This window comes from Halomonas sp. AOP7-E1-9 (assembly GCF_052376035.1).
GTDB lineage: Bacteria > Pseudomonadota > Gammaproteobacteria > Pseudomonadales > Halomonadaceae > Vreelandella > Vreelandella citrativorans.
In genome coordinates this window covers 41,773-54,606 of record NZ_JBQSVC010000015.1, presented here as the reverse complement: position 1 = coordinate 54,606, position 12,834 = coordinate 41,773, and the positions used below count along the sequence as shown (strand labels likewise).

12 protein-coding genes are annotated in these 12,834 nt (G+C 50.7%); all 12 read left to right on the top strand.

The window, feature by feature from the left end; translation table 11 throughout:
* The first annotated feature begins 36 nt into the window (after positions 1–36).
* Positions 37–993, top strand: coding sequence for a D-ribose ABC transporter substrate-binding protein (locus tag ACT3R4_RS10325; protein WP_087106432.1), 957 nt, complete (start codon positions 37–39; stop codon positions 991–993).
* A gap of 70 nt (positions 994–1,063) precedes the next feature.
* The gene (locus ACT3R4_RS10320; RefSeq protein ID WP_192528515.1) at positions 1,064–1,966 is read left to right on the top strand and encodes a ribokinase; all 903 of its coding nucleotides are present in this window, start codon (positions 1,064–1,066) and stop codon (positions 1,964–1,966) included.
* A gap of 511 nt (positions 1,967–2,477) precedes the next feature.
* Positions 2,478–3,350 carry a transketolase gene (locus ACT3R4_RS10315; RefSeq protein ID WP_087106427.1) on the top strand — a complete coding sequence of 291 codons (873 nt, stop codon included), beginning with the start codon at positions 2,478–2,480 and terminating at the stop codon, positions 3,348–3,350.
* A gap of 1 nt (position 3,351) precedes the next feature.
* Positions 3,352–4,359 (top strand): transketolase family protein, encoded by a 1,008-nt coding sequence (locus tag ACT3R4_RS10310; RefSeq protein WP_441678865.1) that lies wholly within the window; start codon positions 3,352–3,354, stop codon positions 4,357–4,359.
* A 60-nt stretch (positions 4,360–4,419) separates the two neighbouring features.
* Positions 4,420–5,400 carry a TRAP transporter substrate-binding protein gene (locus tag ACT3R4_RS10305; protein WP_441678867.1) on the top strand — a complete coding sequence of 327 codons (981 nt, stop codon included), beginning with the start codon at positions 4,420–4,422 and terminating at the stop codon, positions 5,398–5,400.
* 16 nt (positions 5,401–5,416) lie between these two features.
* Positions 5,417–5,980, top strand: a complete 564-nt coding sequence (locus tag ACT3R4_RS10300; protein ID WP_441678869.1) for a TRAP transporter small permease — start codon at positions 5,417–5,419, stop codon at positions 5,978–5,980.
* On the top strand, positions 5,977–7,236 hold the full coding sequence (locus ACT3R4_RS10295; RefSeq protein WP_441678871.1) for a TRAP transporter large permease: 1,260 nt from the start codon (positions 5,977–5,979) through the stop codon (positions 7,234–7,236). The genes ACT3R4_RS10300 and ACT3R4_RS10295 overlap by 4 nt, the downstream gene beginning before the upstream one ends.
* A gap of 8 nt (positions 7,237–7,244) precedes the next feature.
* Positions 7,245–8,093 carry a sugar phosphate isomerase/epimerase family protein gene (locus tag ACT3R4_RS10290; protein ID WP_441678873.1) on the top strand — a complete coding sequence of 283 codons (849 nt, stop codon included), beginning with the start codon at positions 7,245–7,247 and terminating at the stop codon, positions 8,091–8,093.
* A 15-nt stretch (positions 8,094–8,108) separates the two neighbouring features.
* Entirely contained in the window at positions 8,109–8,861 is a 753-nt protein-coding gene (locus ACT3R4_RS10285) for an SDR family NAD(P)-dependent oxidoreductase (protein ID WP_441678875.1), read from the top strand.
* Positions 8,862–8,920: 59 nt separating this feature from the next.
* Positions 8,921–9,640, top strand: a complete 720-nt coding sequence (locus ACT3R4_RS10280) for a FadR/GntR family transcriptional regulator (RefSeq protein WP_087106411.1) — start codon at positions 8,921–8,923, stop codon at positions 9,638–9,640.
* A gap of 225 nt (positions 9,641–9,865) precedes the next feature.
* The gene (locus tag ACT3R4_RS10275; RefSeq protein ID WP_441678877.1) at positions 9,866–10,921 is read left to right on the top strand and encodes an AbrB family transcriptional regulator; all 1,056 of its coding nucleotides are present in this window, start codon (positions 9,866–9,868) and stop codon (positions 10,919–10,921) included.
* Positions 10,922–10,939: 18 nt separating this feature from the next.
* A complete protein-coding gene (locus tag ACT3R4_RS10270; protein ID WP_441678879.1) occupies positions 10,940–12,808 on the top strand; it encodes an ABC transporter ATP-binding protein in 1,869 nt (622 codons plus the stop codon).
* The last annotated feature ends 26 nt before the right edge of the window (positions 12,809–12,834 follow it).

The window sequence follows — 12,834 nt, the reverse complement described above, 5'->3', positions numbered from 1 at the left end:
GCAGAAGCTCTAATAATCATAACTATGAGGTGATGTATGTTTCCAAAAAGTAAAAAGCTAGCTCTAACAGCGCTTGCCAGCATGTCAATGCTAGTAAGTGGCTCTATTGTGGCTCAGGATAAAGGGTTAATATCTATTATTGTGAATGATATGTCTAACCCCTACTGGCAAACAGAAGGAGCAATTGCTGAGCGCACCGCACAAGAATTAGGGTACACAGCAAATGTCAGTTCACATGTAGGTGATACTAATACGGAAAGCAATCAGGTGGATACGGCTATTACCAATGGGGCTGAGGCTATAATTTTGGATCCTGCTAATGCAGATGGCTCCATTGGCGCTGTCCGTAGGGCTGTCGACGCAGGAATTCCTGTATTTATAATTAATGCTGAAATAAATCAGCAAGGATTAGCTAAGGCGCAGCTAGTTTCAAACAATGCTCAAGGGGCTGCACTAGGAGCACAAGAATGGGCAATGCAGTTGAACGGGGAAGGGACCTATATAGAATTAGAAGGTCCGCCTTCAGATAATAATGCCGCAACCCGCTCTAATGGGTATGAGACTGTCTTGAGCCAGTACCCTGATCTAACCCAGGTAGCCTCTGATATTGCTAATTGGGATCGTACCCAAGGGCGTAATAAGATGCAGAGTATGCTGCGTTCTCACCCAGATATTAGTGGTGTCATCAGCGGTAACGATGAAATGGCGCTAGGGGCTATTGTGGCTCTCAAACAAGAGGGCCTGCTGGACGGTGTGTTAGTTGGTGGGTTCGATGGTTCTCCTGATGCCGTTGATGCAGTTCGTTCTGGTGAGTTGGCTTATACAGTCTTGCAGCCAGTAGCTGTCTTTGCAGAAGATGCCGTTAGAATTGCTGATAATTATATTAATACAGGTGAAACTGGCCTGGATAATGAAAAGCAACTTTATGACTGTATCCTTATTACACCAGATAATGTTGATGACTATATCGCGCCCTTCGTGCTAGAAGGATAAGTGGTCAGAAAGCGATCTAAAGGCCAGTCAGTTTGATACTGGCTGGCCTTTTTAATAAAGAGAAGAGTTGATGATTTATAATTATGGTTCGATTAATATCGATTATATCTATCACGTTCCATATTTTGTTCGTCCCGGAGAAACACAAAGGTGCGACGGGCACAGTGTTGGATTAGGCGGTAAGGGCGCAAATCAATCGCTGTCAATAGCATGCGCTAACGGTTTGGTAAGCCATTGGGGGAGAGTGTCTTCAAAAGATGCTTGGGCGGTTGAAGAGCTAAAAAGGGCGGGAGTGAATGTATGTGATATAGAGCTAACCCAGCAGCCTAGTGGACATGCTGTTGTTCAGATTGATGAGCAAGGGGAGAACTCTATAATTTTGTTTCCTGGTGTTAATCACGGAGCTGAAAAAGAGCGATTGGCATTTTTGCTATCTAAAGTGAAGTCGGGAGATACGTTGCTTGTTCAAAACGAGTGTGATGGACTTGGCTATATTATTCCGCTTGCAGTTAGCCATGGTTGTAACGTTATATTTAATCCCGCACCCATGACCGCAGATGTATCAGAATTACCCCTGGATCAATGCAAGTTGCTTTTTTTTAATCGCACTGAAGCCGCTTCTTTATTAGAAATACCGATAGAGTCGAGTGCATCAGACTTGCTCCGAAAGTTAAGAAATAAACTGGGCAGTGCCGAGATAGTACTGACCTTGGGAAGCGAGGGTGCATGGTACTTATATAATAGTGAAACTTATTTTCAAGCTGCTTTACCGGTGAGAGCTATTGATACCACAGCGGCGGGTGATACCTTTGTGGGCTATTTTCTCGCAGCTCGCCAGGCGGGCGCTGAGCCATTTGAGTGCCTCAAAAGAGCAACGGCAGCCGCCGCGTTAGCCGTTCAATACCGGGGCGCTGCCAGCAGTATCCCAAAGGCAGAAGAGGTCGATCGGCTGATGCGACAAGAAGGGATGTAAAGTGCTTTTTTAATATTTTAATGGCTAAGGTTTATCCGCCCTGTGCACGCGTAGGGATGCGGTTGTTACGTGTATTGGTGACTAACATTCATTGGATGCGATGATATCTCGCTCGTTGGCTTTTTATTTTTTCGCTGATCTTCCGGCCTTTTTCTTCCTCTCAGTATTTCCACATCATGGGTTTGAGGGTGTGTTTATCTCGTACATGCTCAGAACTTGAGAGCACCCTGGCTTTCTCTCTCTCTTTCGCTATTGGTTGACCATTTTTCCATAGTTTTATTTATATTGTCTGCGGTTGTTGATACGGCATTGATTTTGCGTGCCTGCCTTATATAACTAAGCGATATTTTTCATTCAGCTGGTTGTTTTTATTATATTTTTTCATTTTTTTAATTATTTTAATTTTCTATATTTATTAAAGTTAATGTAATTTACCATAGACTAAAGTTCTGTTTCGAGGAATATAAATTGCCTATATCTTCAATTGGTCAACCAATTGGAGGTGACTTGCATGAGTCAAACAGCTACCGCATCGAAGGCCAGCACCGTAGAGGCGCTTCGGAAGCGGGCCTACAATATTCGCCGTCACGCCCTACGTATGGGCGAGGTGCAAGGTCAGGGCTATGTGGGTCAAGCTCTGGGAATCGCCGATGTACTGGCCGTTTCCTACTTCCACGCTTTAAAAATCGATCCTAAAAATCCCGAGTGGGAAGAGCGGGATCGCTTTCTGCTGTCCATTGGCCACTATGCCATCGCTCTTTATGCCGCTCTGATTGAGGCAGGCGTTATCAGCGAAGACGAAATCGAAGACTACGGCAGCGATGACAGCATCCTGCCCATGTCCGGTATGGCTGCTTATACCCCGGGCATGGAAATCACCGGCGGTTCCTTGGGGCACGGTTTAGGTATCGGTGTTGGCATGGCGCTTGGTCTTAAGCGCAAACAGAGCACTTCACGGATTTTCAATCTGTTATCCGATGGCGAGTTGAACGAAGGCTCCACTTGGGAAGCGGTAGCCTCAGCGGCGCACTGGAAGCTGGATAACCTGATTGCCATCGTTGATGTTAACGACCAGCAAGCCGACGACAAGTCTTCAATGGTGCTTAATTACGAGCCCATCGCAGATAAGTGGACGGCGTTTGGCTGGGAAACCTACCGCGTTGATGGCAACGATCTTGAAGCCGTACTTGAAGCCTTCGATAACGCCTTGGCAAGTAACTCCGACAAGCCCCGCGTGATCATTTGCGACACCTTGATGGGCCGCGGCGTGCCTTTTTTGGAAAAACGGGATAAGAACCACTTTATTCGTGTGGATGAAAACGAATGGAGCGTGGCGCTCAAAGAGCTTGATGACGTTTACGGTATCCAGTCAGGGGAGAAATAAGATGAGCGCCAAGAAGAAGCTTAAAACATCGGCCATGATCGCCTCCATTGCGGGGGAAGACCAGCCGACTACCTCGGCGCCGTTTGGCCACGCGCTGGTCGAGGCCGCCGATAAAAACGACAAGATCGTCGGTATGACCGCGGACTTGGGAAAGTACACCGACCTGCATATTTTCGCCAAGGCCTACCCGGATCGTTATTACCAGATGGGTATGGCCGAGCAGCTTTTGATGATGGCCGGTGCCGGTATGGCTCGCGAAGGCTTCATTCCCTTCGTGACCACCTATAGCGTATTCGCCTCGCGCCGCGCCTATGATTTTATCTGCCTGGCGATTGCCGAAGAGAATCTTAACGTCAAGATCGTCGGCGGCTTGCCTGGCCTGACCACCGGCTACGGCCCGAGCCACCAAGCCACCGAAGATGTTGCCATCTTTCGCGGCATGCCGAACCTGACGATCGTCGACCCGTGTGATGCGGTCGATATCGAGCAGTCCGTTCAGGCGATGGTGGATTTCAACGGCCCGGTATATCTGCGCCTGCTGCGGGGCAAGGTGCCGCGCGTGCTGGACCGCTTCGAAGGTTACAAGTTCGAAATTGGCAAGGCCAAGCAACTGATCGACGGTAAAGACGCCCTGATTATCTCCTCAGGCCTGATGACTATGCGGGCTATCGAGGCTTCCGACGAGCTCAAGGAGAAAGGCAAAGAGGTGGGCGTGCTGCACTGTGCCACCATCAAGCCGCTGGATACCCAGACTATTCTGGAAGAAGTGCGCCGCCACCCGGACCGCCCCGTCTTTGTCGCCGAGAACCACTCGGTAGTAGGCGGCTTGGGTGAAAGCGTGGCCTCGCTTCTAATGAAAGAGGGTGTGGCCGTCAAGTTCTACCAGATCGGCCTGCCGGATGAGTTTTTAGATGCCGGTGCGTTGCCCACCCTACATGACCGCTACGGTATTTCTACCAAGGAGGTAGTCAAAACCATTGAGCAACATGTTGCTGTAAACGTTAATTGATTCAGAAGCTTAATACGCTAGTTACAACTTACAACAAATAATCGAATTGAGAGAAACGTCATGAAAAAAACAGTGCTTGCCTCCGTCATCGCCGGTGCCTTCATCTTCTCTGGTGCTGCTACTGCCCAGCAGGTTCTTCAGCTTACACATAGTGCGGCGGAAGGAAACCCAAAGTGGGATGCCTCTGCTCTTTTTGCTGAACTGGTGGAAGAGGGAACCAATGGTGAATTGAAAGTCGACGTTGGTGGTAATTCCCAGTATGGCGATGATATGGAAGCGATGACCCTAATGCGTATGGGAGCTCTGGCTTTCAGCAGCAATAGCCAGGGAACCGCTTCAAGTGTTGTTCCTGAGTTCGCAGTATTAGGTCTGCCATTTCTCTTTAACTCGCTGCCTACTGCCTGGAACGTGATGGATGGTGAAGTAGGCGATGAGCTGAAAAGACTTTCTGAAGAGAAGGGACTGATTTTGCTAGCTTTCTGGGATAACGGCATTCGTCACGTGAGCAACAATGTTCGCCCAATCGAAACACCACAAGATCTGGCTGGGCTTAAAGTTCGTACGCCACCCGATGAAATGACCGTCGATATCTTCAACGCGCTGGGTGCCAACCCGACTCCGATGAATTTTTCCGAACTCTACATTGCGCTTGAGCAGGGCGTGGTAGATGGCCAAGAAAATCCGCTGATGAACACCTACTCGTCCAAGCTTTATGAGGTTCAGGATTACATCACGCTAACGGGGCATAAATATGAATCAACCCCAGTGCTGATGAGCAAAATGATTTGGGACACGCTCTCCGCTGAGCAGCAGGACGTGATTCAAGAGGCAGCCATCGAGGCAGGTGAGTTTAACCGTCAGGCATCGCTTGAAGCCAACCAGATTTTACGCACGGAGATGGAAAGTGCGGGTGTGATATTTAATGAAGTAGATACGGTGCCGTTTATTGAAGCGACGTCCTCTGTTTACGATCATTGGCGCGAAGAGTATCCCGAGCTGGTTGAAATGGTGGTCAATGCCGCTCAGAACGAGCAACAGTAACGGGGAGGGGCTTTTCATGAAGCTCTCGGCTGAGAGCCACAACAACGAGGTGGGCATGCCTGCCTCGTTGTTAGTGAGCTTAAAAAATACGATTTATCACGCCTTCAAATGGGTGGCAATTATTGCCGTCGTTACCATCTTTGTTTCACTGATGATGGGCGTGATGGTTCGCTACGTCTTTTCGATTAATCTGGGGTGGGTAACAGAAATACCTAACCTGTTTTTTCCCTGGTTAACCATGAGTGCCATTGTGGCCGCGGCGGCCAAGAACGAGCATATTGGTATTGAGCTTGTGGTGGAAAAGCTACCTTCGCTTCCAAGAAAGTTAGTTGCACTTGCCGTTAATCTCATCGCGGTGGTTGCGTTTGGCACGATGGCTTACCACGGATTGGATGTGGTGGACATTGCGGGAAGCCAGCGATTCCCCATTACACGCTTGGGTATGTCTTGGGCTTACTGGTCAGTGGTTATTGGTTTTATAGGATTGGCTGTTGTCTCTCTTATCAACATAGCTCTGATTCTGGTCGGTGGTAATGAGTTCTCCGACCCTCAAGTTTCTCATGGGGAGGAGGGAGTATGACGGCTCAGATGCTTGTTGCGTTTGCCCTGTTTGTATTAATGGCGATGCCCGTTGGTTATTCGCTGGTGATCAGTGGATGGGCGGCCTTGTCGGTATTTGGTCCCATGTCATCCAGTATGGCAATCATGAAGATTTTTCAGCCTACGCAAAGCTTTCCACTACTAGCGATCCCATTCTTCATTCTATCGGGTAGCCTGATGATGTCGGGCAAGCTGGGGCAGAAACTTGTTGGGCTGGCCTCGATGCTGGTAGGTAAATATCACGGTGGGCTGGGTCAGGTCAGTGTGGTGGGGTCGACTGTTTTCGGTGGGGTCTCCGGCTCTTCGGTGGCGGAAGCCTCGGCACTGGGTTCCATGCTTATCCCCTGGCAAAAAAGAGAAGGCTATCCGGGAGCGTTCGGCGCAGCGGTTACCTCAGCGTCTTCGGTTATCGCCGGGTTAATGCCACCTTCGATTCCTCTAATTCTGTTTGCCACGGTTTCCAACACTTCGATTGCATCGCTGTTTGTCGCTGCTGTTATTCCTGCGCTAATGCTTGCCGCTGGCATGATGCTGGCTTGTTATATCGTAGGCAGACGGCGGGGGTTTCCACGCCTCACACTCAAGCATACGCGGGCTGAGGTGTACAGTACGCTCATCACCGCGCTGCCTGCGCTTTTGATGCCGGTTTTCATCGTTGTGCTGTTAAGGGCGGGTATTGCTACGCCTACCGAGGTCAGCATTATTGCGGTTGCCTATGCGCTAGTCGTCAGTGTCGTTATCTACCGTGACTTGACCGCTGATCGAGTGATGAGCGCGCTGGTAAATACGGTAATTACGACCGGTATTGTGATGTTGATCATCGCGGCGGCCAACATTATCGCCTATATCCTGACCTCCGGTGGCGTACCGCAAGCTGTTGCCCAGTGGGCCGTTGAATACCTGAAACACCCACTTTTGATCATTCTGGCAATCAATTTATTACTGCTGTTTATCGGTATGTTCCTTGATTTACCTGCTGCGATCCTACTGCTGGGACCTACGCTTGTCTCCATTGCTAATGCTATCGGGCTGGATCTGGTGCAACTGGGCATCATGATGTGTGTAAATCTTAGTATTGGTCTCTTTACTCCGCCCATTGGTACAACGCTGTTCGTTTCCGCAGCGATTGCGCGCGAGCGTATCGGGGCCGTCGTGAAGGAACTTGTACCCTTCTATCTTGTGGCCATCATTGTGTTGTTGTTGGTGTCCTATGTGCCAGCACTGATCATGTATTAGGTGTGATGATGACAGCCAACCTGCAAAGCCTCATATCCGTCAGTACCGCTGCCTACGATGGGTATGGGTTCGATGTGATCTTGCCTTCGCTTGCGCGGTGCGGGGTGAAAAATATTGAGTTCGCTTTTATCGATGGCTACGTAGAGGCGTTTACTGATAGCGACTTTACCGAGTCATTTGCCAACGATTTGAAAAGCGAGATGCGCCGCTATGGCCAGCAGTGTCGTTACTTCTCAGGCCATATTGATCTGGGGCTTGAAAACGCTGCTGCCAGGCTTGAGGCGCGCTGCCGTTTTGCGGCTTCGCTAGGCGCAGGTTTTGTCATTACCAACGCGGCCACGAGTGAGCATGAGAGCGCGTTCTTTAAGCAGGCCGATACACTGGCCGCCATTGCGCGTGAGTACGGCGTGCGTATTTTGCTTGAAAACCCCGGTAACGGGGCGCCCAACGTGTTCGATAGCTCAGCGGATGCGTCGGCGTTACTTGAACGGTTGGGTGATGAGGCCTTTGGCATTAACTACGACATGAGCAATTTGCTTTCCCACTGCCTAAATAAGAACGCCCTTGGTGATGCTTTGGCGGCCATGTCTATCGCCGATCACTTTCATCTCAAGCCCTGTGCTCGACGTAGCGATGGGTTCGATTTTGTTCCGTTCGGCGAAGGTGATACGGATGATAAAGCGCTCGCTGCTTCGCTGCTTGACCAAGGTAAGCCGTTCTCGCTGGAACTTCCATTTCGACTGCATCGCGATGCTGGCGCTCAGCCGTGGCGCGATGAACAACCACTGCCGCTCGATAGGATCGAGTCGCAAATTTTACGCTCCCTTGAGGAGTTGGCTTTACTGACCCAACATTAATAAAAGGAAAACGTCATGCTGCTTAAAGGTAAAGTATGTATCGTGACTGGCGCTGCCGGTGAAAAAGGTATTGGTCTTAGAACGGCGCGTCTCTTCTACGAGCACGGTGCTTCCATTGTTATTTCCGACATCAATGAGGCAGCCTGCGAGAAAGTACGCAGCGAGTTTGACGCTGACCGCTCGATGGTCGTAACAGGTAACGTGGTAAGCCGTGATGACTGCTTCAGTCTGGCGAAAGCCGTGATGGAAAAGTTTGGTAGAATTGATGTGCTGGTCAATAACGCAGGCATCACTCAGCCGGTTAAGTTTGAAGAGATTACGCCAGAAGATTACGACCGTATTTTAGACGTTAACCTGCGTGGCATGATGTATATGTCGCAAGCTGTCGTGCCGCACATGAAACAGGGCGGAGCTGGGTCTATCATTAATACATCTTCGGTTTCTGCACAACGCGGCGGTGGTATCTTCGGTGGCCCACATTATAGTGCGGCCAAGGCCGGTATGCTGGGGCTTGGAAAAGCCATGGCGCGCGAGCTCGGTGCATCCGGTATTCGTGTTAACTCCGTAACGCCTGGCTTGATTGCCACCGACATTACTGCTGGCAAACTTGATGATCAAATGAAAGCAAAAATCCTGGAAGGTATTCCGCTCGCCCGCTTGGGTGGACCCGACGATGTTGCCAATGCTTTCCTTTTCCTGGCAAGTGATCTCTCAAGCTACATGACAGGGACTACTCTGGATGTGAACGGCGGTATGCACATTCACTGACTATGATAAGCTACCCTTATACTTAAAATACGGTATAGGGGTAGCACTTGGATGACGCTATGAGCCAAATGGATCCGAATCTTTTGGATAGGCTTAAGGAGTTTGTTTCTGTCTCCGAACTTTCCAAGGATGGCCGGTTAAAGCTCCCTCCAGAAAGAGCGCTCTGCGAGCACTTTGATATGCACCGCTCATCGGTACGAAATGTACTTTCAGTATTGCATAGCCTTGGGTTCATTGAGCGCAAGCAGGGCAGTGGCACCTTTCTCAAAATGCCGGAGCCGGTGTTTATTCAGCTCTACTTTGAGCTGGCGCTAAAACTTAATTATATCTCTGTTGATCATCTTGAAACTGCCCGGGAAATGTTTGAAAAAGAGATTGTCCAGGCAGCCGCGGTCAACCATCAGGCTCATGAGCTAGAGCAGCTTGAAAGGCTCTGCAGCAAGATCGTTAATTCCACCGATGTACTTGAAGGTATTCAGGCGGATTACGAGTTTCATGAGCTGTTGGCGATTATGGCCAAAAATCCCGCTGTGTTGATTATTTTTCAAGGACTGTCATCGGTGCTTAAAAAAGTACTTCATCAGCGCAGGGTTCTTGCCAGGCAGTCAAAGGGCGCACAAAAGAAAACCAACGAGACGCATATCGCGCTTGTTGATGCTGTTAAAACCCGTGATCGCGAGTTGGCACGCCAAGCTATGCACGACCACTTTGAGACCTGGAATCAGCAGACATTACGCTCCTTCCCTCAAAAGAAAGCGCCTGCTTTTTCGATAGAGTAAGCGCTTATATTCCAAGGCAGCGGAGCTATTTTGATAGCCAGCGTAGCGTTGCTGCCTGCCTGATACACGTCAGTCTTCACCGCGTTAGCGCTGGCAATCCTGCAAGCAGCGTCGGCTTCCTTGCTATTGGTGTCCTTGTATAGCCTGGTCAGTGATAAACTATCGTTATATTTAGCGGGTTAATAAATTAACCCGCTAGCGCAGATTTCGGTAGCGAGGGCTGGTGTGAAAGGTGTTGTAAGTACAAGAAGTGCAAAAGGGCTGTTAACGTCGCTCATCGTTGGCGCGCTAGGCGGCACGATTTTCCAACTTACCGGTTTACCGCTTGCCTGGATGCTTGGCCCTCTGGTTGCCAATTTGCTGGTTTCCTCTCGGGGCGTTAACGTTGTAGTGCCGGAGCGACTGCGTAATGTTTTTCTCGCTGTTATGGGGTTGGTGTTAGGCAGCCAGGTAACACCGGAACTCGCTCAGCGGGTGGTCGATTGGCCAATATCAGCCGTGCTGTTGTTAGCGGGTATTAGCGCCTCTACGGTGGCGGCCTCGGCCTGGTATCGGCGCTGTGGGTTTGATTCCGTCAGCGCCTGGTTTGCCGCCGCTCCTGGCGCCATGACGGCGATGATTATCCTGGGCGACAAATGTGGCGGTGACCCTCAGCGTATTGCTATTGCCCAGTCGCTTCGCGTGATTTTGGTGATTTTAGTGTTACCTCCTCTTTTTTGGGCCTACGAGGGCGGGGAGGGTGGCATGGCGTTGCGGGCAAATGAGTTTGAACATGCCTGGATGCTATTGCTTATCCCTCTGCTACTGCCGCTCGGGCGCTGGCTACGCTTTCCTACCCCCGCCTTATTGGTACCGTTGCTTACCGCTGCACTGCTTTCAGGGTTTGATATTGCAAGTCTTCGGTTGCCTGATTGGGGGATGAACCTGATGCTTTGGGTATTGGGCAGCGCAATCGGTTCTCGCTTTAAAGGCATGACGCGACGGTTATGGGGACGCTATTTATGGCAGTCAGGCATTGCCACGCTGTTGGCGCTTATGGTGTTGGCTCTGTTTGCCGAATTGATTCATCAGTTTGTGGGCGTTGGCCGTGATGTCGCTCTGCTGGCGCTGGCACCCGGCGGGGTTGGCGAGATGGCCATTTTGGCGGTGGCGCTTAATATTGACCCGGTATTTGTCGCATTTCACCACCTTCTTCGCATGGTGACGTTGATGGTTTTTGCGCCATTTTGGGCTCGCTGGCTTTTACGGCATCAGGCACCTAACCCAACTAATGATCGATAAGTAACGTAAGGAACGTTCATGTTTTCTCGTATGCTGCAGCCGCTATTTCGTTACTTTGAAACGCGCGTAGATCCTTACCCTATGGAGGATGTTCAAACACCGCCTAAAGGCCTGTTGCCCTTCATCAAGCACTTCTCGCGCCCGGTATTGCCGTTGCTGATTGCCATGACGCTATTTACTGCGCTGGTGTCATCTGCGGAGGTGGTTTTCTTTAACTATATGGGGCAACTGGTTGATTGGCTGGGCAATGTAGAGCGTGAAGGCTTTTGGGCTGCGAATGGGCTTTGGTTGGCCGGGGTAGGTGTGTTGATGCTTGTGGGGCTGCCGCTGCTGGTGCTGGCTCAATCGTTGGTTACTCATCAAAGTATCTTCGGCAATTACCCGATGATTGGCCGTTGGCTATCGCATCGTCATATGCTCAATCAAAGCCTGGCTTTTTATCAGGACGAGTTTGCCGGGCGGGTCTCCCAAAAAGTGATGCAAACCGCCCTGGCGATCCGCGAAACGGTCACCAAGGTGATGGGCCTTTTGGTCTATGCCATTGTGTACTTCACCGGTGCGGCGATTTTGTTGGGGCGGGCCGATTTGTGGCTATTGCTCCCTTTGGGGCTTTGGCTTATTGGGTATCTGGCCATCATGCGCTTTTTTGTTCCTCGGCTGCGTGATGTGTCCATGGCGCAGGCCGATGCCCGCGCGCAGATGACTGGGCGCGTGGTCGACAGCTACAGCAATATTCAAACCATAAAGCTATTTGCGGATACCGAGCGTGAGCAGCGCTATGCACGTGATGCCATGGAAGGGTTCATGGAAACCGTGCATCAGCAGATGCGTTTGGTCACCATTATGAGTGTCTGCCTGACGCTGCTAAATACCGCGCTGCTGGTAGGCACGGCAGGTATGGCGATTAGCACCTGGTATTACGATGCCATTTCGCTAGGCGTATTAACCATCGCGATTGCGCTGGTGATGCGGATCCGCTTTATGTCTGACTGGATTTTATGGGAAGTGGCGGGCTTGTTTGAAAATATTGGTACGGTACAGGATGGCATGAACACTATTGCCCGCGAACCGACCATCAGTGATGTGCCCAATGCGCCAGCCCTCCATGTACCGGCGGGTAAAATTCATTTTGACGCGCTGCGTTTTGGCTATGAGCAGGCCAAAGGCGAAAGCCGAACCGTGTTTGATGGACTGAATCTGACAATCGCCCCCGGTGAGAAAATTGGCCTGATTGGTCGTTCAGGCGCGGGTAAATCGACCCTCGCTAACCTGCTGCTGCGTTTTTATGATGTTCAGGGCGGGCGCATTCTTATCGATGATCAGGACATCGCTCAGGTCACGCAAACCTCATTGCGTCACCAGATTGGCATGGTGACCCAGGATACCTCGCTTTTGCACCGTTCACTGCGCGATAACATTCGCTATGGCACTCCGCAGGCAGACGATGAGGCAGTATGGGCCGCCGTATGCCGCGCCCATGCGGATGCGTTCATTAACGACCTGGTGGACCCTCAGGGGCGTCGTGGATTGGACGCACATGTGGGCGAGCGCGGCGTTAAGCTGTCGGGTGGCCAGCGCCAACGTATTGCCATCGCGCGCGTGCTGTTGAAAAACGCGCCTATTTTGGTATTGGATGAAGCCACGTCGGCGCTGGACTCTGAAGTGGAAGCCGCCATTCAAGAGCAGTTGGATACGTTAATGGAAGGCAAAACGGTTATTGCCATTGCCCACCGTCTTTCCACCATCGCAATGCTTGATCGGCTGATCGTGGTTGAGCAGGGGCGTATTGTAGAAAGCGGCACGCATACGGAATTGCTCGCTCAAGACGGTATTTATGCCGGGCTATGGAAGCGCCAGTCGGGCGGCTTTCTTGGGGTTGATATGTGAATTTTCTGATCCTCTGCTAACGTGTT